Here is a 26,444-nt window from a genome sequence, read left to right on the forward strand (position 1 = left end):
TTCCCGCGCGCTATTCGCGCTCGATGCGGATAACCTGCGCGCGCGACACGATGGTGCCGTCCTGGAAGATCAGCTCCAGCGCCTCGCGCACCAGATGCTCGCTCGTCGCATGGGTGATGAGGATCACGTCCACGCAGGCGCCGGGCGCGCCGCGCTGCCCGCGCTGCATGATGCTCTCGAGCGAAATCTTGCGCTCGGCCATACGCGTCGCGATTTTCGCGAAGGCGCCGGCGACGTCCTTCACCGACATGCGGATGTAATAGCCGCCCTCATGCCGGCGCATCGGCGTGCGCTTCAGCTCCGAGAGCTGCGGCGCCGGCAGGCCGAAGGGCGCGGAGCGCACGCCCTTGGCGATGTCGGCGATATCGGCCACGACGGCCGAGGCCGTCGCGTCGCCGCCGGCGCCCGGGCCGACGAGCGTGAGCTCATGCACCGCGTCGGCGTCGATGGTGACGGCGTTGAGCACGCCCATCACCTGCGCGATGGCGGAATTCTTGCTGACCATGGTCGGATGCACGCGCTGCTCGATGCCGTCCGCCGTGCGCTGCGCGACGCCGAGCAGCTTGATGCGGAAGCCGAGCTCGTCCGCCGCCTCGATATCGGCGAGCGAAACGCGCTCTATGCCCTCGATGTCGATCGACTCCGCGGCGATACGCACGCCGAAGGCGAGCGAGGCGAGGATGGCGAGCTTATGCGCCGTGTCGAAGCCGCCAATGTCGAAGGTCGGGTCCGCCTCGGCGTAACCGAGCCGCTGCGCCTCCTTCAGGCACTCCTCGAAGGAAAGCTGCTCGCGCTCCATGCGCGAGAGGATGTAATTGCAGGTGCCGTTGAGAATGCCGTAGACGCGCTCGATCGAATTGCCGGCGAGGCCCTCGCGCAGCGTCTTGACGATCGGTATGCCGCCGGCGACCGAGGCCTCGAAGGAGAGCGCGACGCGCTTCTCCTCCGCAAGCTGCGTCAGATGGAGGCCATGGGCCGCGAGCAGCGCCTTATTGGCCGTGACGACGGATTTTCCGTGCGCGAGCGCGGTTTCGACGCTGGCGCGCGCCGGCCCTTCCGAGCCGCCGATCAGCTCGACGAAAAGGTCGATCTTCCCGGAGGCGGCGAGCTTCACCGGATCGGCGAAGAACTCCGCATCGGAGAAATCGGCGTCGCGCTTCTTGTCCGGATCGCGCGCCGAGACGCCCGTGACGACGATGCGGCGGCCCGTGCGCGCCGTGAGCGCCGCCGCCTGCCGATGGAGAAGCCGCGCCACCGCCGCGCCGACGGTGCCGAGCCCCGCGATGCCGACGCGCAAAATCTCCGACATTTCAGCCCTTCCGGGAAAAGCGACGAACCCCGGGGATAACGGGGCCTTGAAGGGGAGCCTTGTGCACGATTCCGACCGGGGGATCAAGGAAGAGGCTTCGCTCTTGCCGGACAGAGCGGCTTGCCCCACCCTTGATCGCGCAGCGATCGAGCGGAGTCGCCCGATCACGGAAAATGATTGATTAAAGGTTCAGAGCGCGCTTCGGGCGAAAGCCGGCTTCCGCTTTTTTCGCCGCGCTCCATGCGAAGCCTGAAAGGGAGGGTTGCACATGAGCAAATTCACCGCCGCGGCGCTTGTCGGCCTCGCGCTCGCTTTCGCGCCCGTCACGGCCGAGGCCGGGGTGGGAGCGCATCTCGCCGCCGCGATCGAGCATACCGAGGAGGCGATTTCCGGCGAAGCAAAGTCGGACGCGAAGAAAATCGTCGCGCATCTGCGCAACGCGTTGGGACACGCCCGCGAGGCGCTGCATGAGAAGGCGATAGAAGCCGACCGCGCCGGGAACAAGATCATTCACGACGCCATCCGCCTGCTCAAAAAGGCGGAGGCGCGGGCGCGGTTCGGCGACGCCGACGGGGCCGTGAAACATTCGAGCGCCGCGCTAGCTGAGATGAAGAAGGTCAAGTAGCGGCGGACCTGCGCGCCGGGCACCCGCCCGGCGCGGCTCCCGTTTCAGCGCGCCGCCGCCGGGAGGGCCCATGGCGGCGGCGGATTTCAACGAGCTTGCCGCGGCTTTCGCGACGCTGATCGTCGTCGTGGAGCCGCTCGGGCTCGCGCCCATCTTCCTCGCCGCCACGGCCGGCAATAGCCGCGCCGCCCGCGCCAGCGTCGCGGCGCGAGCTTGCGTCTACGCCTTCTGCATCCTGACGGGAGCGGCGCTCGGCGGCGCGGCCCTGCTGCGGGCGATCGGCATCACAATCCCCGCTTTCCGCATCGCCGGCGGCCTGCTGCTCTTTTCGATCGCCTCGGAAATGGTGCTGGGCGTGCGCATCGGCCGCGACGCGGCCGCCGCCGCGCAAGCCGTCGGCGAAAATGGCGGACGCGTCGCCGCCTTCCCGCTCGCCATTCCGCTCATGGCCGGCCCCGGCGCCATTACCGCGACGCTGCTCATCGCCGGCGAGGCGCATGGCGACCCCATGCGGCTCGCGGCGCTGATCGGCGCGATTTTGGCGGTGACCCTGATCTGCTGGGCCGTCTGCCGCCTCGCGACGCGCATCGAGCGCCTCATCGGCGCCTCGGCCAGCGTCGTGATGGAGAAGCTCGTCGGCGTGCTTTTGGCGTCGCTCGCCGTCCAATATGTCGTGGACGGCGCGAGGAGCTTGTTTTCCTGACCGGAATCTGGGCGCGATACGGCCCTTGCGCCAGACGCGCCATCACGGCTCAGGATTGCTTCGTCGCTTCGCCCCTCGCATGACAAGCGCCGCCTCAATGCGCGACGTTCGACCAGATCTTGCGCTTGGTGAAGTAGAGCAGCAGCGCGAAGACGATCAGAAAGGCGAGCACGGCCTGCCCGATATGCTTGCGCGCCTCGAGATGCGGTTCGGCGGTCCACATCAGGAAGGCCGTCACGTCTCTGGCGTATTGGTCGACCGTCTGCGGCGCGCCGTCGTCATAGGTCACCGCGCCGTCCGAGAGCGGCGGCGGCATGCCGATTCGATTGCCCGGCATATAGGCGTTGTAAAACTGCCCTTCCGGCACGGTCACGCCGTGCGGCGGCTCGGAATAGCCCTTGAGCAGAGACGCGACATAGTCCGAGCCATGCTCCTGATAAGCCAAGCCCGGCAATGCGTCGAGCAGGAAGGTCGGGAAACCGCGCCCATAGCCGCGCGCCTTCACGAGCACGGACATGTCCGGCGGATAGGCGCCGGACATGGCCGCGCGCGCGGCCTGCTCATTGGCGAAGGGCGGGGGGAAGCGGTCGCTCGGTCGCGCGGGACGATCGAAATATTCGCCGGAATCGTTCGGACCGTCCTTGACCTTGTAGGTCGCGGCGAGCTCGGCGACTTCCTTCTCGGAAAATTCCGGACCGCCCGGCTGGCCGAGATTGCGGAAGGCCAGCATCTTGATCGAATGGCAGGTCGAGCAGACTTCCTTGTAGACCTTGAAGCCCCGGCGAAGCTGCCCCTTGTCGTAGCTGCCGAAAACGCCCGCGAAGCTCCAGGCGTGGACCTCGGGCTTCTTCTCGTGATGCCCGGATTCGGCATAAGCCGGCGCCGCCGCGACAGCCGCGGCGAGCAGGGCCGCTCCCCAAAAGAAAGACAAGAACGGTCTGCGCGTCATCGAAGAGTCCTGGTGAGCCAAAAAGGGGCGCGCCTTACGCATGGGAGGCGCTCCCCGTCGCAACGGCCGCGTCGATCGATTCGGGCAAGGGCTCCGGCTTCTCATATTTCGCGATGAAGGGCAGGACGATCACGAAATGCAGGAAGTAGTAGAAGGAGAACAAGCGGGCGAGCCAGAGATAGACGCCCTCCGCCGGCTGCGCGCCGAGATAGCCGAGCCCGATGCAGACCGCGACGAAAACCCAGTAGAATTTGCGGAACAGCGGGCGATAGCTGCCCGATTTCACCGGCGATTTGTCGAGCCAGGGCAGCGCCGCCGTGATCAGGATCGAGAGAAATAGCGCGATGACGCCCAGCAGCTTGTTCGGGATCGCGCGCAGGATCGCGTAGAAGGGCAGGAAATACCATTCCGGCACGATATGCGGCGGCGTCACCAGAGGGTTCGCCTCGATGTAATTGTCGGGATGGCCGAGATAGTTCGGCACGAAGAAGGTCATCCAGGCATAGAGGACAAGGAAGGCGCCGATCGCGAAGCCGTCCTTCAGCGTCGCATAGGGCGTGAAGGGCACCGTGTCCTTCTTGACGTCCTTCACCTCGACGCCGGTCGGATTGTTCTGCCCCGTCACATGCAGCGCCCAGACATGCAGCGCGACGATGGCGACGATGATGAAGGGCAGGAGGTAATGCAGGGCGAAGAAGCGGTTGAGGGTCGGATTGTCGACCGAATAGCCGCCGAGCAGCCATGTCGTAATCGAGGTCCCGACGACCGGGATCGCCGAGAAGAGATTGGTGATGACCGTCGCCGCCCAGAAGGACATCTGGCCCCAGGGCAGGACATAGCCGAGGAAGCCCGTCGCCATCATCGCCATGAAGATGATGACGCCCAGGATCCACAGCACTTCGCGCGGCTCCTTGTAGGAGCCGTAATACATGCCGCGGAAGATATGGATATAGACGGCGAGGAAGAACATGGAGGCGCCGTTGGCGTGCGCATAGCGCAGCGCCCAGCCCCAGTTCACGTCGCGCATGATCTTCTCGACGGAGTCGAAAGCGAGCGTCGTCTCCGGCGTGTAGTGCATCGCCAGCACGACGCCCGTGACGATCTGCGCCACCAGCATGAAGGACAGGATGGCGCCGAACGTCCACATATAGTTCAAATTTTTCGGCGTCGGATAGGCGACGAAGGAATCGTGCATGAAGCTGATGATCGGCAGCCGGCGCTCCAGCCAACGGGCGAAGCCGCTTTTGGGCGTGTATTGGGAATGTCCGCTCATGGAACTTTCTCGAATGCGTCGATGGCGACGGAAGGCGCGCGGGAAATGCGGGCAGGCCTCGATGCCTATCCGATCTTGATTTTCGTGTCGCTGACGAAGGCGTATTTCGGCACTTCCAGATTGGTCGGCGCCGGACCGCTGCGGATGCGGCCGGAGACATCGTAGGTCGAGCCGTGGCAGGGGCAGAACCAGCCGTCATATTCGCCCGACTTGCCGGTGGGGATGCAGCCGAGATGCGTGCAGACGCCGATCACCACGAGCCATTCCGGCTTCTGGACGCGCTTTGAGTCGGGCTCGGGGTCCGGGAGTTCGGCGAGCGGCACGTCCGCCGCCGTTTTGATCTCCTCGGGGGTGCGATGACGGATGAAAACGGGCTTGCCGCGCCATTTGACGGTGACGATCTGGCCGACCGGGATGGCCGACAAATCCACTTCGGTGGAGGCGAGCGCCAGGGTGGAGGCGTCCGGGTTCATCTGCGAGATCAGCGGCCAGACCATGCCGCCCGCGGCGACCGTGGCGGCCGCCCCCGTCGCGATATAGAGAATGTCTCGACGGCTCGGCTCCGCCGGCGTATTTTCTGTGACGTTCCTGGTGCTCACGCCTGACCTCTCCCAATCGCTACGAATAAAGAGCGCTCCAAAGACAAGCGCAAGCTCCACTCGGAGCAATGGTTCCACTTTTTCGCTCCGCACGCCAGTCTGGGGCCTTGCGGCAGGGCGGCGGGCGATAGTTAAGCCTTCTCCGCGCGCGGCTTATGTGGCGCCAATCCGCCAGCATGTCCACAAGCCGACCTCGGGATTCTTCACCCCTTCCAGCGACTTTTCCGTTGCGACGCACAATCGCGGCGATTTGCCGCAAATTCTCTGGGACTTCAGCCGGTTTCCCTCCATGACGCTCACGCTCGCTTTGTATCAGCCGGACATCCCCCAGAACGCCGGGACGATGCTGCGCATGTGCGCCTGCCTCGGCGTCGAGGCCGCCATCATCGGCCCGGCGGGCTTTCCCGTGACGGACCGCGCCTTCCGGCGGGCCGGGATGGACTATCTGGACCAGGCGACGATCCGCCGGCACCCCTCCTTCGAGGCCTTTCAGTCCTGGCGCGCGGCTTGCGCCGCCCAGGGCGCCGCCCGGCGCCTCATTCTCCTCTCGACCCGCGCGACGGCGTCCTACGCCCGGTGCGGTTTTCAGCCCGGAGACATACTGCTCGTGGGGCGCGAATCGGCCGGCGCGCCCGACGAGGTCTTCGCCGCCGCCGATCTCGCCGTGAAAATCCCCATGCAGCCCCAGGCGCGCTCGCTCAACGTCGCGGTCTCGGCGGCGATGGTCATGGGAGAAGCGCTGCGCCAGCTCGGGCGCCTGTAGCCTCCGCCGCCTTGTGCGTCCGCGCACAGCGCAAACGCAATCCGCCTCCTAGCGTGCGATGGCCCGCCGGATTTTAAGGCGGCGTTCATAAATCATCGGAGGCGGAGATGACCTATCAGGCGACGCGCGTCTCGCTATTCATTGCCGAGCGCTTCTTCAACTCGCTGCGCGGCGCAATTTTCACCCTCGCCATGGGCTTCGGGCTCTATGCGCTCGTCGCGAATTTCGGCGACCTTCGCGACGGCGCGGGCCGCCTCGTCGCTCGACTGGCGCAATTCGAGGTGAGCGCGACGTCGGTGAAGGTCGGGCTGTCGCCGGAGAATATTGCGGCGGCGGGGCAAGAGAGCAAGGAAATCCCGGAGAGCATGAAAGGGCTTCTGCTGTCCAACGACATTTTGTCGCTCAAGGAAAATTGGGTGATCCGCCTGCTCTACGTCGAGGGCTCGGGCCTCAAATGCGACTACGCCAACCCGACGCCGGAGATGAAGGCGAATTACGCCGCCGATCGGCATCTCGCGGCCGACGGCCTGATCGAGATGACCGAGGATCCGCGTCTAAGAGCGGAAGCCCTGGAGGCGATGCGCAAGGCGAAGGCCGAGGGGAACGCCTGGACGATCGGCGAGCCGCGTTCCTGCTACAGAACCAAGCTCACCTGGCGCGGCGCCAATGTGAAAACCGCTCTGGCCGAGTTCCTTGGCGCCGCCTTCGCAGCCGTGGCCGCCTCTCCCGAGGCCCATGCGCCGCATCCGATGAAGGTCGCCAACGTTCCGGATCGCTGAGATTTGACAAGGCGCGGTCGGCGGCGTTGATGGGCGCCAAAAAGGAGACGCTCATGGACGCCGCGCAGGATCAGCTCGAATCCCGCAAACAGGAAGCGCGCGAATGGTTCGAGTCGCTGCAATTGCGCATCTGCGCGGCTTTCGAGGCGCTGGAGAACGAAGCGACGGGCCCCTTCGCCGAGGCGACCGCGCCGGGCCGTTTCGAGCTCACGCCATGGGCGCGCGAGAACCATGACGGCGCGCCGGGCGGCGGCGGGCGCATGGGCATGATCCACGGCCGCGTTTTCGAAAAGGCCGGCGTCCATTGCTCGACGGTCTTCGGAACCTTCCAGCCGGAATTCGCCAAGCAGATTCCCGGCGCGGCGGAAGATCCGCGCTTCTTCGCGACCGGAATCTCGCTCATCGCCCATCCGTGGAACCCCAACGTTCCCGCTGTGCATATGAACACGCGTTTCGTCGTGACGACCAAGGCCTGGTTCGGCGGCGGCGCCGATCTGACGCCCGTGCTCGACGCCCGCCGCACGCAGGAGGATCCGGACACGATCGACTTCCACGCGGCCATGCGGGCCGCGTGCGAGCGCCATCCGGTCGCCGACTATCGGCGCTTCAAGGAATGGTGCGACGAATATTTCTACCTCCCCCATCGCAAGGAGCCGCGCGGGATCGGCGGGATTTTCTACGATTATTTCAACAGCGCCGGCGATCCGGGCGCCAGCGGCTGGGAAAAGGACTTCGCCTTCACGCGGGACGTCGGCGAAAGCTTCCTCGCGATCTATCCGGAGCTCGTGCGCCGCAACTTCGCCAGGGCCTGGACGCCGGCCCAGCGCGAGGAGCAGCTCGTCCGCCGCGGGCGCTATGTGGAGTATAATCTCCTTTACGACAGGGGCACGATCTTCGGGCTGAAGACCGGAGGGAATGTGGATTCGATTCTCTCGTCGATGCCGCCTTCCGTGAAGTGGCCGTGACGCGGCCTTCGGGCTCCGCATGGGTGAAGCTCAATACGATCACCCGTCATTGCGAGGAGGCGCAGCCGACGAAGCAATCCAGAGCGTCATCACGGCTCTGGATCGCTTCGCTCCGCTCGCAATGACGGGTTTACCGTTCGGCAAACGTCCATATCCCGTTCAGCGCGAAGGTCACGAACATCGCCAGCATGGTGAAACCCAATACGATCGCCCGTCATTGCGAGGAGGCGCAGCCGACGAAGCAATCCAGAACGGCGGTGCGGCCCCGGATCGCTTCGCTCCGCTCGCAATGACGGGTTTACCGTTCGGCGAACGTCCACACCCTGTTCAGCGCGAAGGTCACGAACATCGCCAGCGCGGTCGTCACGACCTGCGCCGGCAGATAGGGCGCGCCGAGCCGCTCAACGAAAAGGCTCATCAGCGCGAAAGTGACGCAGAAGCCGGCAAAAGCCACGAGGCCGAAACGCCAGCCCGCCTCGGCATGCGGCCTGTCGCTCGCGAAAGTGTGCCGGCGGTTGAGCAGATAGGCGACGACGCCGCCCGCGACATAGCCGCAAAGCGTCGCCGGAACGGGCGCCCAGCCCCCCGCCTCCACGAGCGCGACGAGGATGGCGTAATGGACGGCCGTCGCCCCGGCGCCGACCGAGGCGTAGGTCGCGAGCTGGCGGATCATCAGCGCGACGGCAGTTGCGAGTAATAGCGCGCGAGGTCGCGCATCTCCTCATCCGAGAGATGGCGGCTCTCATAGCGCATTTCCTTGTGCGGGCGCTTGCCGGATTTAAAGTTCTGAAGCTGGATGTAGATATATTGGTCGTGCTGACCGGCGAGATTGGGGATTTCGACGTCGTTCCCCACGCCGTCCGGCCCATGGCAGGCGGCGCATTCGGCGACGACTTTGGCGAGGTCATATTTCTGTTCCGCCGAAGCCGGCAAGGCGAGGAACAAAAACGCGGCGCAGGCGGCGGGCAATTTCATCGGGGCAGTCTCCAAAGCGGCCTTCGAGCCGCTTATGGGGCGGGCGCGAGCGCCCGCGCAAGGGCGTCCCGGCGTCCGCCCGAGATTCCGGGCCGCTACGCCGCGTCCTTGTCCGCGGCGAGACGCGCGGCCATGAGCGCGACGAGAAGCAGCGCCAGATTGAGGATCAACGCCAGCGCCGCGCCCCGGTTCGGCCGCATCTGCGTCGCCGAGAGGATCTCGGCCAGAATGACGAGCCAGACGCCCGCCGGCCCGCTCTTGAAGAGGCCGACCGCCAGCCAGAGCAGCAAGAGATTGACGCCAAGAATGACGACCGTGACTTCGCTCTCCCGCATGATCAGCGCGGTCAAGGACATGGACGCGACCACCAGCCAGAGGACGATGCGGTAGCGGCGGACAAAAGCGCGCGCAACGGGTTTGGGATCCTTGAGAAACGCCGCGAAGCCCGACGACGCCATGATGACGAGACACTCCCTGTGCGGGGACCGCCCGCGCGGTCTGTCGGCGCGTCATTGAAATGCCGCCGAAGCAGCGAGAAAGATGCTATCGCCTTTCGATTTTTTCGCAAGTGCGAAAGGAAAATATTCGACGGCGCTCCGACAGTAGTCGGCCCGCCGACACTCTTTCCGAACTTGTGACGATCATGTTGATATTGTGACATGACGCGCGCTTGCGCAGCGGCGCCTTCTCAGCCGCAAAGCTCGCCGAGCAGGGCGCCGTTCATCCAGCCGCGCCGCCCTTGGCCGCCATATTTCTTGCTCAGCCGATCATCGCCGCGCCACCACGTCACCTCGACCCATTTGCCGTCCTGCCCCTCGCCGACCATCACTTCATCCCGGGTCGTCATTTTCGCGAGCAGCTTCGCATCGGGGCTCGGGCCGGCGCGCAGCGCGACGAAGCCGTCCTTCGTTTTCTTGAGGTTGCAGAAGCTTGTCGCCGAGGCCGGCGCGGATAGCGTCGAAAGCGCGCCGGCAAAAGCCAACGCGACGAATGGAGAATGCGCTTTCATGGCGGGATTTCCCTGGGTTTGAACTAACCGCATTCGTCGACGAGCTTGTCTTTCGCCCAGCCGCGGCGGACCTTTGCGAATTCCGGGTCGCCCGGATTGGGGAACGCCGCGCCCGGAAAATGCGAGACCCGGAGCCAACCGCTGGAACGCACGGGAGCGCCGCGCGCCATATCGATGACGACGACCTCGTCGGGATGCATCCGCGCGACGAGGCGGCCCGAGGGCGACGGGCTGTCCCGCAGGGCCACGAAGCCGTCCGGCGTCGGCAGGACCGAGCAGACATTGAAAACTTCCGCCCTCGCGCCGCTCGTGGAGAGCAACGCGACGGCGACGGCCGTCCACCGGCCGGTCTCGAGCAGGCTTGACATAAATTCTCTCCGGGCGGGACCCTTCGGCGCCGTAACCATGAATCCCTTGTTTCACAGTTACGTCAAAGGTCTTGTGCGTCGGCGCACGCGGCGAGCCCGCCCGCGCGCCCATGCTTGCCCGTTAAAGCTCGGCCTCACCCCTTCACACTCGCGTCATTCTCGTCTAGACAGACCTCGACTTTCGAGCCGGGCGCGCCCCGCTCGCCGCCCGCAAGACGGGCATCTCGGGACGCGTGCCGGTCCAAAAGGCCGGGAACGCGGCCTTTTTTTATGCGCGCCCCCCGCCTTGCGCTTGGGAGCGTCAATGACGGGCGAAGGTTTCCTCATCCTGAGGAGCGAGCGAAGCTCGCGTCTCGAAGGAGGAGGAAACCGGCGAAGATCGCAACCCCTCGCCCTCGTGCTTCGAGACGGCTCCTTCGGAGCCTCCTCAGCATGAGGGCGAGGGGTGCGGGCGCGGGCGATCCGCGACAGCTACGGACCAACATGCCGAAAAGAACCGACATATCGACCATCCTGATCATCGGCGCCGGGCCCATCGTCATCGGCCAGGCCTGCGAATTCGACTATTCCGGCACGCAGGCCTGCAAGGCGCTGAAGGCGGAGGGCTACCGGATCGTTCTGGTCAATTCCAATCCGGCGACGATCATGACCGACCCCGATCTCGCCCATCGCACCTATGTCGAGCCGATCACCCCGGAATTCGTCGCCAAGATCATCGAGAAGGAGCGCTACGCCGTTCCCGGCGGCTTCGCCCTGCTCCCGACCATGGGCGGCCAGACGGCGCTCAATTGCGCGCTCTCGCTCGAAAAGATGGGCGTCTTGAAGAAATTCGACGTCGAGATGATCGGCGCCACGGCCCACGCCATCGACAAGGCGGAGGATCGCGAGCGCTTCCGCGAGGCCATGACCCGGATCGGCCTCGACACGCCGCGCTCGCACCATGTCAAGACGCTCACCGCGGCGCTCGACGCGCTGGACGATATCGGCCTGCCCGCCATCATCCGCCCCTCCTTCACGCTGGGCGGCACGGGCGGCGGCATCGCCTACAACAAGGCGGAGTTCATCGAGATCGTCGAGCGCGGCATCGACGCCTCTCCCACCAACGAAGTGCTCATCGAGGAAAGCGTTCTCGGCTGGAAAGAGTACGAGATGGAGGTCGTCCGCGACAGAGCGGACAATTGCATCATCATCTGCTCCATCGAGAATATCGACCCGATGGGCGTGCATACGGGCGACTCCATCACCGTCGCGCCGGCGCTGACCCTGACGGATAAAGAGTATCAGCTCATGCGCGACGCCTCGCTCGCCGTGCTGCGCGAGATCGGCGTCGAGACGGGCGGCTCCAATGTGCAGTTCGCGGTCGATCCGCGCACGGGCCGCATGATCGTCATCGAGATGAATCCGCGCGTGTCGCGCTCCTCTGCGCTCGCCTCCAAAGCGACCGGCTTCCCCATCGCCAAGGTCGCCGCACGGCTGGCGGTGGGCTACACGCTCGACGAGATCGCCAACGACATTACCGGCGGCGCGACGCCCGCCTCCTTCGAGCCGACGATCGACTATGTCGTCACCAAGATTCCGCGCTTCGCCTTCGAGAAATTCCCCGGCTCCGAGCCGGTTCTCACCACCGCGATGAAATCGGTCGGCGAGGCTATGGCGATCGGCCGCAATTTCGCGGAGTCGCTTCAGAAAGCGCTGCGCTCGCTGGAGACCGGCCTCTCCGGCCTCGACGAGATCGAGATTGAGGGGCTCGGCAAGGGCGACGACATGAACGTGCTGCGCGGCGCGCTCGGCACGCCGACGCCGGACCGCATTCTCGTCCTCGGCCAGGCCCTGCGCCTCGGCATGAGCCAGCTCGAAATTCACGAGGCGAGCAAGATCGACCCCTGGTTCATCGCGCGCATCGCGGAGATCGTGGCGCTCGAGGAGAAGGTCAGAAAATTCGGCCTGCCCACGGACGCCGAGAACCTGCGCGAGCTGAAATTCGCGGGCTTCTCCGATCTGCGTCTCGCCACGCTCGCGGGCGTCGAGGAATCGGCCGTGCGCCAGGCGCGGCACGCGCTCGGCGTGCGGCCGGTCTATAAGCGCATCGACACTTGCGCGGCGGAATTCGCCTCGCCCACCGCCTATATGTATTCGACCTATGAGGCGCCTTTCATCGGCGCGCCGGTCAGCGAGGCCGCACCCTCCGACCGCAGGAAGATCGTGATCCTCGGCGGCGGCCCGAACCGCATCGGCCAGGGCATCGAATTCGACTATTGCTGTTGTCACGCCTGTTTCGCGCTGGACGACGCCGGCTTCGAAACGATCATGATCAACTGCAATCCGGAGACGGTCTCGACGGACTACGACACGTCGGACCGCCTCTATTTCGAGCCGCTGACGAATGAAGACGTCGCCGAGATTCTCGACGTCGAGAAATCGAATGGGACGCTCGTCGGCGTCGTCGTGCAATATGGCGGGCAGACGCCGCTGAAACTCGCCCATGGCCTCGCCGCGACGGGCGCGCCCATTCTCGGCACGCCGGTCGACTCGATCGACCTCGCGGAGGATCGCGACCGTTTCAAGCGCCTGCTCGACAAGCTCAGCCTTAAACAGCCCAAGAACGGCATCGCCTATTCGGTGGAGCAGTCGCGCATCGTCGCGGGCGAGCTCGGCCTGCCGCTCGTCGTGCGCCCGAGCTATGTGCTCGGCGGCCGCGCCATGGCGATCATCCGCGACAATGGCGAGCTCGACGATTATCTCCTCGGCACGCTGCCGAGCCTGGTGCCGTCCGAGATCAAGACGCGCTATCCCAACGACAAGACCGGGCAGATCAATATGGTGCTCGGCAAGAACCCCCTGCTCTTCGACCGCTATCTCACTGATGCGATCGAGGTGGACGTCGATTGCGTGGCCGATGGCGAGCAGGCGATCATCGCCGGAGTGATGGAGCATATCGAGGAGGCGGGCATCCATTCGGGCGACTCGGCCTGCTCCCTGCCGCCGCGCTCGCTCGCGCCGGAGACCGTCGCGGCGATCGAGGAGCAGACCCGAAGCCTCGCAATGGCGCTCGGCGTCGTCGGCCTGATGAATGTGCAATTCGCGCTCAAGGACGGCGAGCTTTACGTCCTCGAAGTGAATCCGCGCGCCTCGCGCACCGTGCCTTTCGTGGCCAAGGTCGTCGGCGCGCCCTTCGCCAAGATCGCCGCGCGCGTCATGGCGGGCGAGAAGCTCTCAAGCTTCAAGCTGCCCTCGACCCGGCCGAACCATATCGGCGTGAAGGAGGCGGTCTTCCCCTTCGCGCGCTTCCCCGGCGTCGACACGGTGCTCGGCCCGGAAATGCGCTCGACCGGCGAGGTGATCGGCCTCGACACCTCCTTCGACGCGGCCTTCGTGAAGAGCCAGCTCGGCGGCGGGACCAAGGCGCCGCGCGAGGGCGTGGTCTTCGTCTCGGTGCGCGACGTCGACAAGGCGCGCATTCTTCCCGCCGTCCGCATCCTGAAGGAGATCGGCTTCAGCGTGGTCGCGACCGGCGGCACCGCCCGCTATCTGCAGGAGCAGGGCATTTCCGCGCAGAAGATCAACAAGGTCTCGGAAGGCCGGCCGCATATTGTCGACGCCATCAAGAACGGCGCGATCCAGCTCGTCTTCAACACGACCGAGGGCGCCCAGGCGCTCGCCGACTCGCGTTCCTTGCGCCGCGCGGCGCTTCTGCATAAGGTTCCCTATTATACGACTCTCGCCGGCGCGGTCGCGGCGGCGCAGGGCGTGCGGGCTTATGTGTCGGGAGACCTAGAGGCGCGGGCGCTGCAGGACTATTTTCAACCCGCAACCGACTGAGAACAAGGAAGTTATGAGGCAGGCGCCGGAGCGCGCCGCTTCAGGGGCGGCGAAGCGCTCCGGAGCCGGCGCCGGCGCTGCTTTTGCGGCGAAACCGACGGACATATGATTCGGGACCACCCGCGCCGGCGTCAAACCCGCGGGCGTGGTTCCTATTCCCGGCAACTGATCGGAAAGGCGAAGAGCGAAGCAATGGAGAAGGTGCCTATGACAGCCGCCGGCTATGCGGCGCTCGGAGAGGAATTGCGCCGCCGGCAGCAGGAAGACCGCCCGCGCATCATCCAGCAGATCGCCGAAGCGCGCGCCCATGGCGATCTCTCGGAAAACGCGGAATATCACGCGGCGAAAGAGGCGCAGTCGTTGAATGAGGGCCGCATCGCCGAGCTCGAGGACAAGCTCTCCCGCGCGGAAGTCATCGACGTCTCCAAGCTCTCCGGCGCGACGGTCAAATTCGGCGCGACCGTGACCGTCGTGGACGAGGACACGGAGGAGGAGAAGGCCTATCAGATCGTCGGCGAGAGCGAAGCCGACGTGAAAAGCGGCCGCGTGTCGCTGACGAGCCCCATCGCCCGCGCGCTGATCGGCAAGAAGGTCGGCGACACGGTCGAGGTGAAAACGCCGGGCGGCGGCAAGAGCTACGAGATTTTGAAGGTGGCATTCGTCTAAGGGCGGCGTCCCCTCTCCCCGTGAAACGGGGAGAGGGAGTAAGCGATGCGCGGCGCCCGCCATTTCGAGCGCACCCGCAGCCGCGATCTCCGCAAGGAGCAGACGCCCGCCGAAGCGATCCTATGGAGCAAGCTGCGCGGGCGCCGGCTTGCGGGCTACAAATTCGTGCGCCAAGAAGCTGTCGAACCTTATTATGCTGATTTCGTCTGCCGGGAAAGCAACCTCGTCGTGGAAGTGGATGGAGCAACCCATTCCACCGCGGAGGAAATTGCCTACGATGCGCATCGCGAAAGGGTCTTGCGGGAAGCGGGCTTTCAAATTCTGCGCTTCTCGAACAACGAGGTCTTTCACAACATCGACGCGGTTTGCGAGACCATCCTCATGGCGCTTCAGGCACTTTTCCCTCTCCCCGTGAAACGGGGAGAGGGCTAGGGTGAGGGGCAAGGCTACAGGCGCAACGCCTGCAATTTGCAGGGCCAACGGAAAAGATTTCGTGATCGGCTTCGCCCCTCACCCCAGCCCTCTCCCCGCAAGCGGGGAGAGGGGGTCGGCGCGTCTCCCGCATGGAATTTCTCTCCGTATCCTCTCCGACGGCCGCGCCGGCCATGAGGCGCAGACCTTTGGTCTCGCCGAGGCCCTGGGCCTCGCGCCCGACATCCGCCGCGTGGCGCCACGAAAGCTTTACCATCTCGCCGCTCCTTTCGGCCCGCCCGACCCACGGGACGCGACGGCCTTCGCGCCGCCTTTTCCCGACATCGCCCTCGCCGCCGGGCGGCGGACGATCCCCGCGCTACGCCGCCTCAAGCGCGATTCCGGCGGCCGGACCTTCACCGTCTATGTGAACGCGCCCGCTACCGGCCTCGACACGGCCGACCTCATCGTCGCCCCGCGCCACGACCGCCTCTCGGGCGCGAATGTCGTCTCGACGCTCACGCCCCCCAATCGCGTCACCCCCGAACGCCTCGCGCAAGCGCGCGCCGCGCCGGACTTGCGCATCGCCGCCCTGCCCCGTCCGCGCGTCGCCTTTCTCCTCGGCGACGCCAGCGGGATCGTGCAGGACCTCGACTATATTGCCGCCGTCCTGATCGCCTCCGGCGCGAGCGTCATGGCGACGCCGTCGCGACGAACATCCGCCGAAACCCGCGCGGCGATGCGCGCCGCCCTTGCGCGGCCATATTGCTGGTTCTGGGAGGGCGACGGGGAAAATCCTTACTTTTCGATGCTGGCCAACGCCGACCGGATCATCGTCACTGGCGACAGCGTCAATATGGTGGGGGAGGCCGTCGCGACCGGCGTCCCGGTCCATGTCATCGAGCCCTATGTGACGCGGCGGAAAGTCACGGCCTATCTGAAGGCGCTGGAGCAGGCCGGCGCCATTCGCCTGTGGCCTTGCCGGTTCGACGATTGGACATACGAGCCGATCGATTCGACGCCTTTCATCGCGCAAAGGATCGCGGAAGCCTACGCCGCCTTCCGCGCCTTGCAGCGCGGCGCATAATGACTAGATTGCGCTCGACCCCCTTCTCCCCGCAAGCGGGGAGAGGGTTGGGGTGAGGGGCCGGGCCGGGCTGCGATCCCGAGCCTCCATAAAGGCGACGTGAAGAGACGATCCTTGTCATCGTCCGCTTCGCCCCTCACCCTGGCCCTCTCCCCGCAAGCGCGGGGAGAGGGAAATTACGACGCAACCCCACGAGCTTCCCAATGTCCGCCCCCATCCATACGCGCGTCATCATTATCGGCTCCGGGCCGGCCGGCTATACGGCGGCGATCTATACGGCGCGCGCCATGCTGGAGCCGATGCTGATCGCGGGCTTCGATCAGGGCGGCCAGCTTATGATCACCACCGACGTCGAGAATTACCCGGGCTTCGCGGAGCCGGTGCAGGGCCCGTGGCTCATGGAGCAAATGCGCCTTCAGGCGGAGCATGTCGGAACGAAGCTCGTCTCCGACCATATCGTCGAGGCTCGGCTCGACAAGCGGCCCTTCACGCTCATCGGCGATTCGGGAGCAACCTATACTTGCGACGCGCTGATCATCGCGACGGGCGCCAAAGCGAAATGGCTCGGCATTCCGAGCGAGGAGAAGTTCAAGGGTTTCGGCGTCTCCGCCTGCGCCACCTGCGACGGCTTCTTCTTCCGCGGCAAGAAGGTCGTCGTCGTCGGCGGCGGCAATACGGCGGTCGAAGAGGCCCTCTATCTTTCCAAACTCGCCACGCATGTCACGCTCGTGCATCGCCGCGACTCGCTGCGCTCCGAGCGCGTGCTGCAGGATCGCCTGCATAAGCAGCCGAACGTCTCGGTGCTCTTCGATCACGTGATCGACGAGGTCGTCGGAACGGAAGGCCCGCTTTCCGTCACCGGCGCGCGGGTGAAGAACGTCAAGACCGGCGAGACGCGGACGCTCGACGCCGACGGCGTCTTCGTCGCCATCGGCCACGCGCCGGCCTCCGAGCTCTTCAAGGGCCAGATCGATGTAAAGCCCAATGGCTATATCGCCGTCGAGCCGGGTTCGACGCGCACCAATATTCCCGGCGTCTATGCGGCGGGCGACGTGGCGGACGAAGTCTATCGGCAGGCGGTGACCGCCGCCGGCCTCGGCTGCATGGCGGCGCTGGAGGTGGAGAAATTCCTGCTCGACGCGCCGGCGCTCGAAACCGCCTGAGGAGAAACATGACCGAACGCGTCGTCTTCCAGAAGAAAGCCATGCCCGTCGATGTCGAGGCGGGCAAGACCTATTACTGGTGCGCCTGCGGCCGCAGCGCCACGCAGCCTTTTTGCGACGGCGCCCATAAGGGCACGGGGATCGAGCCTGTGGCCTACACGGCCGAAGCTACCGGCAAGGCCTTCTTCTGCGGCTGCAAGGCCACGAGGAAGGAGCCGCTCTGCGACGGAACACATAAGGAATTGTGAGCGGCGGGCTGACGCCCCTCGCGCTTCGAGACGCCGCCCGCGACGTTTTGCTGATAAATAACGACGGCGGCCTCGTCCTTCGAGACGCGAGCTTCGCTCGCTCCTCAGGATGAGGCCTAACTGCTTTTTCGCGCGAGCGGACGCCTTCTCTCCCAGCGCAAGAAGAAATCGCCACACGAGAGCAAGAAGAGGCCCCTCATGCGGAGGAGCCCGCGCAGCGGGCGTCTCGAAGCGCGAGGGCGCCATCACGAACTAACTTAACGCAGCGCCGCTTATTTCCCGCCGATCCGCGCCAGCCCGCCCATATAGGGTCGCAACATAGTCGGCACGTTCACCGAGCCGTCGGCCTCCTGATAATTCTCCAGCACCGCCACCATGGCGCGGCCGACCGCGACGCCGGAGCCGTTGAGCGTGTGCACGAAGCGCGGCTTGCCGTCCGGCCCGCGCGAGCGCGCGTTCATGCGCCGCGCCTGGAAATCGCCGCAGACCGAGCAGGAGGAAATCTCGCGATATTTCCCCTGTCCCGGCAGCCAGACCTCAAGGTCGTAGGTCTTCTGCGAGGCGAAGCCCATATCGCCCGCGCAGAGCACGACCTTGCGATAGGGCAGTTCCAGCGCCTGTAGGATTTTCTCGGCGCAGCCGGTCATGCGCTCATGCTCGTCGAGCGATTGCTCGGGCGTCGTGACGGAGACGAGCTCCACCTTGTAGAACTGATGCTGACGGATCATGCCGCGCGTATCCTTGCCCGCCGCGCCCGCCTCGGCGCGGAAGCAATAGGTGCCGGCCGTCATGCGCAGCGGTAGCTGGGACTCGTCGAGGATGGATTCGCGCACGAGGTTCGTAAGCGGAACTTCGGCTGTGGGGATGAGCCAGTAATCGGCAGTCGCGTCTTCCGACTGCCGATTGCCGACCTGCCGACCTGCCATTACAGAAAACTGGTCCTCGCGGAACTTCGGCAATTGCGCGGTGCCGAACATGGCGTCGTCTCGCACGAGTAATGGCGGGGCCACTTCGATATAGCCGTGCTCGCCCGTATGCAGGTCGAGCATGAATTGCGCGAGGGCGCGCTCCAGCCGCGCGAGCGGGCCCTTGTTCACGACGAAACGCGCGCCGGAGAGCTTGGCGGCGGTCTCGAAATCCATGAGCCCCAGGCCCTCGCCGATCTCGAAATGCTCCTTCGGCGTAAAGTCGAATTTGCGTGGCTCGCCCCAGCGCGCAACCTCGACATTGTCGTTCTCGTCGGCGCCGTCCGGGACGGAGTCGAGCGGCGTGTTGGGGATGCTCGCGAGCGCGGCGTCCAGCGCGGCGACGGCGTCACGCTCCGCCTGCTCCAGCGAGGGCCAATTTTCCTTGATCCGCGCGACTTCCGCCTTGAGCGCCTCCGCCCTGGCGGCGTCGCCCGCCTTCATCGCCGCGCCGATTTCCTTCGACGCCGCGTTGCGCCGCTCCTGCGCCTGCTGCAATTTGCCGATCGCCGCGCGCCGCGCCTCGTCGAGCGCGAGAAGCTCGGCGGACAATGGCGCGAGCCCGCGGCGCTTGCGGCCATTGTCGAAAGTCTCGGCGTTCTCGCGAATCCATTTGATGTCGTACATGTCGGGCTACCGGGCGGATGAAGGTAAAGGCCCATCCACGCTGCGGCCGTCATTGCGAGCGAAGCGAAGCAATCCAGGGGCGTCATTATGGCTCTGGATTGCTTCGCTTCGCTCGCAATGACGGCGCAGCCGCGTGGATGGCCGGGACAAGCCCGGCCATGACGGCGGGCTGTTGGGCGTCTTTGTCCCGCAGCCGCGAAAGAGGGTCAAGCGGCGCGACGCCGCTTATTCCTGCGCCGCGGCCTCCTGCTCGGCCCGCTTCTTCTCCACCATGCGAACCGAATAGATCGACGCCTCATAGAGCAGCATCCCCGGAATCGCGAGGGCGAGCTGGGAGAAGACGTCCGGCGGCGTGAGGATCGCAGCGACGACGAAGACGATGACGATGGCGTAGCGGCGCTTCTCCCTGAGAAACTCGGACGAGACGATTCCGACCTGCCCCAGAAGCGTGAGGATCACCGGCATCTGGAAGACCACGCCGAAGGCGAGCACGAGCGTCATGATGAGCGAAAGATATTCCGAGACGCGCGGCAGCAGCTCGATCTGCGCCTTGCCCGGCTCATTGGCCTGCTGCATGCCGATGAAGAAATGCAGAAGGTTCGGCATCACGAGGAAATAGACCACCAGCGCGCCGATGGCGAAAAAGACGGGCGTCGCGAAGAGATAGGGCCGGAAGGCGGCGCGCTCGTGCCGGTAGAGGCCCGGCGCGACGAAGGCGTAGAGCTGGGACAGCACGATCGGGCAGGACAGGAAAGCCGCCGTAAAGAGCGCGACCTTGATCTGCGTGAAGAAATATTCCTGCGGCGCCGTATAGATCAGCTTCGCCTCGGGCCCCGCGACCTGCGTATAGGGGATGACGAGGATGTTGTAGATGTCCTTGGCGAAGAAGAAGGACAGGACAAACGTCGCGAGGAAGGCGAGCAGCGCCTTGATGAGTCGCTCGCGCAACTCCATCAGATGCTCGATCAGCGGCGCCTTGCTGGCCTCGATTTCCGCTTCGTCGGCCTCGTTCATTCTCTTGGCTTCTCCGAAGCGCCCCGTTCGCCCGATCCAACCCCTTCATCCGGAGGAGGCGGCGAAGCCGCCGTCTTGGAGGGTGCGGCCGAGTCGCCATCCGAACGATCCTCCGAGACGGCGCCGCGCGCCTCCTCAGGATGAGGTTCGGGAACGGGCGCTGCGCCGAAGGCGGCCATGACGTCGTCCGGATCGTCGTCCTTTACCGCCTCGGCCGGCGTCCGCGCCCTCGGCTCGCCCTCTATCGCATTGACGATCTGCTTGCGCGCTTCAGTCAGCGGATCGAAGGCGCCGTCCAGCTTAGCGTCGGCCATGATCGCCTTGTTCGTCTCCTCGATCTCCTTTTTGAGATCGGCGAGCTCGGCCTCGCGCATGGCCTCCATGAACTGGCCCTGGAACTCCGCCGCCATGCGCCGCATGCGCCCCGTCGCCTGCCCCAGCGTGCGCAGCACGCGCGGCAGGTCCTTCGACGGAATCGCGATAAGCGCGACGATGCCGATGACGATGAGCTTGCCGGGGTCGAGATCGAACATTTTGCAGCCCTACCCTCCCTCGAGGGAGGGTCGAAGCGCGAGGCGCTTCGGAATGGGGTGACGACGGCGCGGGTCGAGGCTCCACGCCCGCCGCGCTTTCAGCGCAACCCTCCCCGCCAGGGAGGGTGAATAGCTAAACCTTCTTGCCGTCCGCCGGCTTGTCCGCCTCGATGGCGCGAGTCTCCTCGACGGCCTTCGGCGCCGCGGCCACGTCGTCCTCGGCCATGCCCTTCTTGAACGCCTTGATGCCCTTGGCGACGTCGCCCATCACATCGGAGATCTTGAACTTGCCGCCGAACAGAATGAAGACCACGCCGCCGACGATGATCCAGTGCCAGATCGACAGACCGCCCATGGCGGGAACCTCCGGTTACGAGATGGACCGGGACTGCCGGCCGCCTGACCGGGAAACTATGCGGCCCCGACCGCAAAAACAAGGCGAATGACTACAGAAGTGATAGGTTTCTGACCCGCGTCCCCGCTTCCCTCTCCCCGTGCAACGGGGAGAGGGTCACGGTGAGGGGCAAGGCGACGCCGGCGCGCGCTCGTCATTTGCGGTGATCGCATCAAGCCCTGGAAACCCTTGTCATATCGGCTTCGCCCCTCACCCCGGCCTTCTCCCCGCTTCGCGGGGAGAGGGGACATTCAATCATCGTTGAGAGGCTCCGGCTCCTCCGGGAAATCCATTTCCAGCGCCTGCGGGGCGTCGTCCTCCAGCGGCTCCTCGTCGTCGCGCAGCGCCGTGTCGTCGGAGGGCTGCGGCACGCCGAAGCCCTTGGGCAGGCGGCCGTCGAAGAGGCCTGCGCCCTTCAGCTCGTCGAGGCCCGGCAGGTCGCCGATCTGCTCCAAGCCGAAATGCATCAGGAAACTGTCGGTCGTGCCATAGGTGATCGGCCGGCCGGGCGCCTTGCGGCGGCCGCGCAGGCGGATCCAGCCGGTCTCCAAGAGCGTGTCGAGCGTGCCCTTGGAGATGGCGACGCCGCGAATCTCCTCGATCTCGGCGCGCGTCGCGGGCTGGTGATAGGCGATGATGGCGAGCGTCTCCAGCGCGGCGCGGGAGAGCTTTTTCTCCTCGATCTGCTCGCGGGCGAGAATCCAGTTCAAATCCGCCGCCGTGCGGAAGAACCATTTCCTGCCGACGCGGGTGAGGTTCACGCCGCGATTGGCGTAATGCGCTTTCAGCCGCTCCAGCACCTGCGGCAGCTCGACCTCGTCCGCGACGCGGCGCGCCATCTCCGTCTCGTCCAGCGGCTCGGACGCGGCGAAGAGCATGGCCTCGACGATGCGCTCGGCCTCGCGCAAAGCGACCTCGTTGCGCGCTAGCGCCTCGTCGCTATTGACGTCGAAAAGCTCGATTTTCTCAGCGGGCTGCGCCAATGCGCGTCCTCCTGTTACGGCGTTTCCGCGGCCGGCCCGGCGCCGGGCGCGCGGCGGCGCAGCCAGAGCGGGGCGAAGGGCTGGTCCTGGCGGATGTCGAAATGTCCCTCCCGCACCATCTCCAGCGAGGCTGAGAAGGACGAGGCGCGGACGGTGCGCGCCGTCTGCATGTCCACGCAATATTGAAGCAGATAATCGTCGAGCACGGTCCATTCCGCCGCGACGCCCGCGAGCCGCTCCAAGGCCTCGCGGGCCTCGGCGAGCGACCAGACCGCGCGCTGCTTCAGCACGACGCGGGCGACGGCGTTCTTCTGCCGCTGGCGCGCATAGGCCGAGAGCAGATCGAAGAGGCTCGCCTGATAGCGGGCCTGCGAGATGGTCTCCAACCCCTCCGGCCCGCCGCGCAGAAACATGTCGCGCCCGAGCTGCGCGCGTTGGGTCAGCCTGTCGGCGGCGAGGCGGATCAGCTCCAGCCGGCGCAGGCGCTCGGCCAGCGCGGCGGCGAGATCGGCGGCGGAAGGCTCGTCGCTGTTTTTGGGCGGCTCCGGCAGGAGCAGGCGCGATTTGAGGAAGGCGAGCCAGGCGGCCATGACGAGATAGTCCGCCGCGAGCTCCAGCCGCACTCGCCGCGCCGCCTCGATGAAGGCGAGATATTGCTCGGCGAGCGCGAGGATGGAAATGCGCGAGAGATCGACCTTCTGGCGTCGCGCCAGCTCCAGCAGCAGATCGAGCGGCCCCTCGAATCCGTCGACGTCCACGAGAAAGGCTTCGCCTTCCGCGCGCGGCTCGTCGGACAGATCGAAGGAGAGTTCCTGGGCCATTGATTCTCCGGCGACTCGAGGCAGTTTACCACGTGTCCGCCGGAAATTGCGGCCTTTGCGGCGGCCCCGCAAGCGCGGCGGAGCCTTCGGCGTCTCCATCCACAAGATAGAGAGGTGGATAACCTCGGCCGCTACTCTCCGTAGATGTCCGCGACGGCGATCTCGAGCCCCGGCGGATCAAGCGAAACCGCGCCCTCGCGGATGATCCGCGTCAGGATCGTCGCTCCCTCCCCCCGCGCATGATGGAAGATCAGCCGCGCGTCGGGCGAGACGATGAGGTAATGCGCGACGCTCGGCAGCCGGAAGTAGGCGGCGAGCTTGCCGAGCGCGTCGTTCTTGCCGGTCGAGGGAGAGAGAACCTCGACGACGATGACGGGGCTTTCGACGATGATCGTGTCGGGCGGCAGTTCCGGCCCGCAATAGAGTTGGGCGTCGGGTTCGAAGACGGTGTCGGCGTCGACGCGCACGGCCATGCCGTCGGGAAGGACATGGCAGGGCAGGCCTTTGGATCGGGTCGCATTATGGAGGGCCATGTAGACGCGGCCCTTGATCTTCGCGTGCGCGGCGCGTTCCGACGCCTGCGCGAACACCTCCCCGCCCGCGAGCTCATAACGCCCCGCCTGGGTCTGCGACCAGGCGAGGAACTCTTCTGCGCTCATGCGCTGCTTCGGAAGGGCGACGGCGGACATATGGAAATGATAGCGCCGCCGAGCGGCGCGCGCCACTAAGGCGGCGCGGCGAAGTAACTGACGGATCACAGCGCCCCCTCTCCCTGCGAGCTGGGAGAGGGTTGGGGCGAGGGGCGGGGTCGGGGGCGCCGATCTCTCAAGAACACTAGAAATTTTCTGACTTTACTGATAGTTCGCGGCGATCCCTTGCCCCTCACCCTGCCCTCTCCCCGCGAGCGGGGAGAGGGTGACAGCGCCATTGGCGCGCTTATTTCGCGGCGCCACTGAAGACTTCATCAGGCTACCGTCGCCATCGCGGCCTCGAACTCCGCGACGCCCGCCGCGACGTCGAACGGCTCGATCTCCCGCACGCAGGCAAGCGCCTTCTCCGCCCGCTCCAGCGCCTTGCCGGCCAGCACGGGCGCGCCTTCGGCCACGGGGCCAGCCTCGGCGAGGTCGCCATTGCAATGCAGGACCATGTCGCAGCCGGCGGCGATGGCGCGCTCGGCGCGCTCGCGGAAACTGCCGGTCAAAGCCTTCATGGAAAGGTCGTCGGTCATCAGCAAGCCATCGAAGCCGATCAGGCCGCGGATGATTTCCCGCACCACCGTCTTCGATTGCGTGCCGGGCGCGGCGGGGTCGATCGCGATGTAGACGACATGGGCGCTCATCGCCATCGGCAGGTCGGCGTTCACCGCGAAAGGCGGGAAATCGACCGCCTCCAGCTCGGCGCGGCCCGCCTCGACCACGGGCAGCTCCAGATGGCTGTCCGCTCTGGCGCGGCCATGGCCGGGGATGTGCTTCATCACCGGCGCGACGCCGCCGGCCATCAGCCCCTCGGCGGCGGCGCGGCCGAGCCTCGCGGCGCGCGCCGGATCGGAGCTATAGGCGCGGTCGCTGATGATGGCGTGGGAGCCTTCCGCCGGGACGTCGAGCACCGGCAGGCAGTCGACGTCTATCCCGACCTCGCGCAGATCATGCGCCATCAGCCGCGCGCCGAGCCAGGCGAGCCGCTCGGCTTGCGCCGCGTCCCGCCCCGCCGCCTCGAAGCGCGCGGCGCTCGGATAAGCGCGCCAGTTCGGCGTATTGAGCCGCTGCACGCGCCCGCCTTCCTGATCGACCAGCACGGGCGCATGGCGGCCGAGCGCGTCGCGCAATTCGGCGGTCAGCCGCGCGACCTGCTCGCGGCTCTCGACATTGCGGCGGAAAAGGATGACGCCCCAGGGGCTCGCGTCGCGCAGAAAGGCGCGCTCTTCGGCCCCGAGGGAAAGACCTTTCAGGCCGCAGATGAAGGCGCGCATGATTTTCTTTCGGAAAGAGTCCTCCCTTCTCCCGCCTGCGGGAGAAGGTGTCGCCGCGAAGCGGTGACGGATGAGGGCGGCCCTCACCCGACCCCTGCTGACGCAGGGGCACCCTCTCCCGCGAGCGGGAGAGGGAAAAAGGCTTTAATTCCCCGCCACGAAGCAATTGCCGCCGGCGGCCTTGACCTTGTTGCAGATGGCGTTCGCCGAGTCCTTGCTGACGCCGGCGACGCGGACGCGATAGACCGTCTTGTCGCCGACCTTGGCGGGCTTGAAGGTGGGCTTCACGCCATATTTCGCGGCGACCGTCTTGAGCAGCGCGCGCGCCTCGTCCTCCGAATTGGCGGCGCCGAACTGCACGGCGTAGCCGCCGGTCGCGGCCGGCGCGGCGGCGGCGTCATCCGCAGGCGGCGGCTCGGTCGCGGCGAGCTTGGGCGCCGGTTTCGGCTTGGCGGCGGGGGTCGTGGCGGTCCTGGCCTCGGGCTTGGGCGTCGCGCCCTTGGCGAGCGACGGATCGGCCGGGGCCGGATTGGCGGTCTTGGCGACGGCCGGCGGCAACGCCGCGTCGTCCACGCGGCTGCCGTCCGGACGCACGGTGACGGTCTTCACCCTCTTGGGCTGCGCGCCGAGCGCGGGCTCATGCGGCGCGTCGACGGGGCCGGCGCCGAGCTTCACGACCTTGGGCGCGACAGTCGGATCGACCGCCTGCTCCTGATGCGTGACGACCTGTTTCACCGGCGTCGAATCCTTGCGGTCCAGCACCGCGGCGCCGCTGGCGTTCGGCGCTTCCTGGTCGGCGTCGGCGCTCGGCTTGACTTTCACCGGCCCTTCCGGCGCGTTGATGACGGCGATCTCCTTGGAGCCGCTCCCGCCATTGCGATGAATGAAGCCCCAGGCGATGCTGCCGACGGCGACGACGGCGATCGCGGCGACGGCGTGCCAGGGCCGCAGGAATTTGCGGACGCCATTGCCTCTCTCGTCGCCGGTCTCGAGCGCTTCCTCCGCGCCATAATCGAGATATTGCGAGTCGTCCGCCCAGCCGCCCTCGGCGCCGCCGTGATAGGCGGCGTCATATTGCTGATCGGCGTATTCCTGATCCTGATAGGCCGCGTCATGCGCGACATAATGTTGCTGGCTCTCGTCATAGTGACGCGGCTCCGGCGGGATCGGCGGCGGCGCGTCATAGGAGCCGCGCAGATGCGCGTCCCATTCCGGCGCCGGCGGCGGGGCGGCGCGGCGCGCCCGCGGATCGGGCAGCAATTCGCGGAACGGATCGGCCTCGGCCGGCTCGCCCTGCATGAGGCGGGCGAGCTCGCTCAATGGATCGGCTTTCGGGGCGGCCTTGGGCGGCTCCCCTCCCCGCATGCGCCGCTCGAATTCCGAGAGGTCGATGGCGGGGCCTCTGACGGACGATTCACGCATGATCC

Annotated in this window: 29 protein-coding genes; 11 read left to right on the forward strand and 18 right to left on the reverse strand. The window is 66.2% G+C overall.

What is annotated here, in order from left to right; translation table 11 throughout:
- Positions 1–10: 10 nt before the first annotated feature.
- Positions 11–1,309 carry a homoserine dehydrogenase gene (locus ACV7JP_RS00090; RefSeq protein WP_457797255.1) on the reverse strand — a complete coding sequence of 433 codons (1,299 nt, stop codon included), beginning with the start codon at positions 1,307–1,309 and terminating at the stop codon, positions 11–13.
- A 268-nt stretch (positions 1,310–1,577) separates the two neighbouring features.
- Between ACV7JP_RS00090 and smbP the strand changes: the two genes are divergently transcribed.
- Together smbP and ACV7JP_RS00100 are read left to right on the forward strand one after the other, a co-directional pair.
- Positions 1,578–1,934 carry a small metal-binding protein SmbP gene (smbP, locus tag ACV7JP_RS00095; RefSeq protein ID WP_457797256.1) on the forward strand — a complete coding sequence of 119 codons (357 nt, stop codon included), beginning with the start codon at positions 1,578–1,580 and terminating at the stop codon, positions 1,932–1,934.
- 70 nt (positions 1,935–2,004) lie between these two features.
- Complete coding sequence (locus ACV7JP_RS00100) at positions 2,005–2,637, forward strand: MarC family protein (protein ID WP_457797257.1); 633 nt, start codon at positions 2,005–2,007, stop codon at positions 2,635–2,637.
- 94 nt (positions 2,638–2,731) lie between these two features.
- Here ACV7JP_RS00100 and ACV7JP_RS00105 read toward each other — a convergent pair whose 3' ends face one another.
- The 3 genes from ACV7JP_RS00105 to petA form a co-directional block, all read right to left on the reverse strand.
- Entirely contained in the window at positions 2,732–3,586 is an 855-nt protein-coding gene (locus tag ACV7JP_RS00105) for a cytochrome c1 (protein ID WP_457797258.1), read from the reverse strand.
- Between the two features lie 34 nt (positions 3,587–3,620).
- Entirely contained in the window at positions 3,621–4,859 is a 1,239-nt protein-coding gene (locus ACV7JP_RS00110) for a cytochrome b (RefSeq protein ID WP_457797259.1), read from the reverse strand.
- Between the two features lie 65 nt (positions 4,860–4,924).
- Complete coding sequence (petA, locus tag ACV7JP_RS00115) at positions 4,925–5,458, reverse strand: ubiquinol-cytochrome c reductase iron-sulfur subunit (RefSeq protein ID WP_457797260.1); 534 nt, start codon at positions 5,456–5,458, stop codon at positions 4,925–4,927.
- A gap of 289 nt (positions 5,459–5,747) precedes the next feature.
- On the opposite strand from petA, the gene ACV7JP_RS00120 reads away from it, so the two are divergent.
- From ACV7JP_RS00120 to hemF, 3 genes are all read left to right on the forward strand, one after another.
- Positions 5,748–6,221, forward strand: a complete 474-nt coding sequence (locus ACV7JP_RS00120) for a tRNA (cytidine(34)-2'-O)-methyltransferase (protein WP_457799126.1) — start codon at positions 5,748–5,750, stop codon at positions 6,219–6,221.
- A gap of 107 nt (positions 6,222–6,328) precedes the next feature.
- Positions 6,329–7,000: an rRNA methylase gene (locus ACV7JP_RS00125; protein ID WP_457797261.1), complete on the forward strand. Its 672-nt coding sequence runs from the start codon at positions 6,329–6,331 to the stop codon at positions 6,998–7,000.
- A gap of 29 nt (positions 7,001–7,029) precedes the next feature.
- Positions 7,030–7,965 (forward strand): oxygen-dependent coproporphyrinogen oxidase, encoded by a 936-nt coding sequence (gene hemF, locus ACV7JP_RS00130; protein ID WP_457797262.1) that lies wholly within the window; start codon positions 7,030–7,032, stop codon positions 7,963–7,965.
- A gap of 298 nt (positions 7,966–8,263) precedes the next feature.
- Here hemF and ACV7JP_RS00135 read toward each other — a convergent pair whose 3' ends face one another.
- The 5 genes from ACV7JP_RS00135 to ACV7JP_RS00155 all read right to left on the reverse strand — a co-directional run bounded on the left by ACV7JP_RS00135 (position 8,264) and on the right by ACV7JP_RS00155 (position 10,317).
- The gene (locus ACV7JP_RS00135) at positions 8,264–8,638 is read right to left on the reverse strand and encodes a GtrA family protein (protein ID WP_457797263.1); all 375 of its coding nucleotides are present in this window, start codon (positions 8,636–8,638) and stop codon (positions 8,264–8,266) included.
- Complete coding sequence (locus tag ACV7JP_RS00140; RefSeq protein ID WP_457797264.1) at positions 8,638–8,940, reverse strand: c-type cytochrome; 303 nt, start codon at positions 8,938–8,940, stop codon at positions 8,638–8,640. The genes ACV7JP_RS00135 and ACV7JP_RS00140 overlap by 1 nt, the downstream gene beginning before the upstream one ends.
- A 95-nt stretch (positions 8,941–9,035) precedes the next feature.
- Positions 9,036–9,398 (reverse strand): hypothetical protein, encoded by a 363-nt coding sequence (locus tag ACV7JP_RS00145; protein WP_457797265.1) that lies wholly within the window; start codon positions 9,396–9,398, stop codon positions 9,036–9,038.
- A 230-nt stretch (positions 9,399–9,628) separates the two neighbouring features.
- Positions 9,629–9,949, reverse strand: a complete 321-nt coding sequence (locus ACV7JP_RS00150; protein WP_457797266.1) for a hypothetical protein — start codon at positions 9,947–9,949, stop codon at positions 9,629–9,631.
- Positions 9,950–9,972: 23 nt separating this feature from the next.
- Positions 9,973–10,317, reverse strand: a complete 345-nt coding sequence (locus tag ACV7JP_RS00155) for a hypothetical protein (protein ID WP_457797267.1) — start codon at positions 10,315–10,317, stop codon at positions 9,973–9,975.
- A 483-nt stretch (positions 10,318–10,800) separates the two neighbouring features.
- Here ACV7JP_RS00155 and carB point away from each other — a divergent pair, with 483 nt between their 5' ends.
- From carB to ACV7JP_RS00185, 6 genes are all read left to right on the forward strand, one after another.
- Positions 10,801–14,136: a carbamoyl-phosphate synthase large subunit gene (gene carB / locus ACV7JP_RS00160; protein ID WP_457799127.1), complete on the forward strand. Its 3,336-nt coding sequence runs from the start codon at positions 10,801–10,803 to the stop codon at positions 14,134–14,136.
- A 192-nt stretch (positions 14,137–14,328) separates the two neighbouring features.
- Positions 14,329–14,802: a transcription elongation factor GreA gene (greA, locus tag ACV7JP_RS00165; protein WP_457797268.1), complete on the forward strand. Its 474-nt coding sequence runs from the start codon at positions 14,329–14,331 to the stop codon at positions 14,800–14,802.
- Positions 14,803–14,847: 45 nt separating this feature from the next.
- Positions 14,848–15,234 carry an endonuclease domain-containing protein gene (locus tag ACV7JP_RS00170; RefSeq protein ID WP_457797269.1) on the forward strand — a complete coding sequence of 129 codons (387 nt, stop codon included), beginning with the start codon at positions 14,848–14,850 and terminating at the stop codon, positions 15,232–15,234.
- 61 nt (positions 15,235–15,295) lie between these two features.
- On the forward strand, positions 15,296–16,300 hold the full coding sequence (locus ACV7JP_RS00175) for a mitochondrial fission ELM1 family protein (protein ID WP_457797270.1): 1,005 nt from the start codon (positions 15,296–15,298) through the stop codon (positions 16,298–16,300).
- Positions 16,301–16,503: 203 nt separating this feature from the next.
- Positions 16,504–17,463, forward strand: a complete 960-nt coding sequence (trxB, locus tag ACV7JP_RS00180) for a thioredoxin-disulfide reductase (RefSeq protein ID WP_457797271.1) — start codon at positions 16,504–16,506, stop codon at positions 17,461–17,463.
- Between the two features lie 8 nt (positions 17,464–17,471).
- Positions 17,472–17,711 (forward strand): CDGSH iron-sulfur domain-containing protein, encoded by a 240-nt coding sequence (locus ACV7JP_RS00185; RefSeq protein ID WP_457797272.1) that lies wholly within the window; start codon positions 17,472–17,474, stop codon positions 17,709–17,711.
- A gap of 272 nt (positions 17,712–17,983) precedes the next feature.
- On the opposite strand, the gene serS is transcribed toward ACV7JP_RS00185, so the two are convergent.
- The 9 genes from serS to ACV7JP_RS00230 all read right to left on the reverse strand — a co-directional run bounded on the left by serS (position 17,984) and on the right by ACV7JP_RS00230 (position 26,439).
- Positions 17,984–19,303 (reverse strand): serine--tRNA ligase, encoded by a 1,320-nt coding sequence (gene serS / locus ACV7JP_RS00190; protein ID WP_457797273.1) that lies wholly within the window; start codon positions 19,301–19,303, stop codon positions 17,984–17,986.
- Positions 19,304–19,528: 225 nt separating this feature from the next.
- Complete coding sequence (tatC, locus tag ACV7JP_RS00195; protein WP_457797274.1) at positions 19,529–20,317, reverse strand: twin-arginine translocase subunit TatC; 789 nt, start codon at positions 20,315–20,317, stop codon at positions 19,529–19,531.
- On the reverse strand, positions 20,314–20,850 hold the full coding sequence (locus tag ACV7JP_RS00200) for a Sec-independent protein translocase subunit TatA/TatB (protein ID WP_457797275.1): 537 nt from the start codon (positions 20,848–20,850) through the stop codon (positions 20,314–20,316). The genes tatC and ACV7JP_RS00200 overlap by 4 nt, the downstream gene beginning before the upstream one ends.
- 133 nt (positions 20,851–20,983) lie before the next feature.
- Complete coding sequence (locus ACV7JP_RS00205; protein WP_457797276.1) at positions 20,984–21,205, reverse strand: twin-arginine translocase TatA/TatE family subunit; 222 nt, start codon at positions 21,203–21,205, stop codon at positions 20,984–20,986.
- Between the two features lie 290 nt (positions 21,206–21,495).
- The gene (scpB, locus tag ACV7JP_RS00210) at positions 21,496–22,227 is read right to left on the reverse strand and encodes an SMC-Scp complex subunit ScpB (RefSeq protein WP_457797277.1); all 732 of its coding nucleotides are present in this window, start codon (positions 22,225–22,227) and stop codon (positions 21,496–21,498) included.
- Positions 22,228–22,241: 14 nt separating this feature from the next.
- A complete protein-coding gene (locus ACV7JP_RS00215) occupies positions 22,242–23,048 on the reverse strand; it encodes a segregation and condensation protein A (protein ID WP_457797278.1) in 807 nt (268 codons plus the stop codon).
- A gap of 131 nt (positions 23,049–23,179) precedes the next feature.
- Complete coding sequence (locus ACV7JP_RS00220; protein WP_457797279.1) at positions 23,180–23,707, reverse strand: Uma2 family endonuclease; 528 nt, start codon at positions 23,705–23,707, stop codon at positions 23,180–23,182.
- Between the two features lie 305 nt (positions 23,708–24,012).
- Complete coding sequence (gene nagZ / locus ACV7JP_RS00225; RefSeq protein ID WP_457797280.1) at positions 24,013–25,017, reverse strand: beta-N-acetylhexosaminidase; 1,005 nt, start codon at positions 25,015–25,017, stop codon at positions 24,013–24,015.
- A 144-nt stretch (positions 25,018–25,161) separates the two neighbouring features.
- On the reverse strand, positions 25,162–26,439 hold the full coding sequence (locus tag ACV7JP_RS00230; protein WP_457797281.1) for an SPOR domain-containing protein: 1,278 nt from the start codon (positions 26,437–26,439) through the stop codon (positions 25,162–25,164).
- Between the last annotated feature and the right edge of the window lie 5 nt (positions 26,440–26,444).

Source organism: Methylocystis sp. S23 (assembly GCF_054106005.1).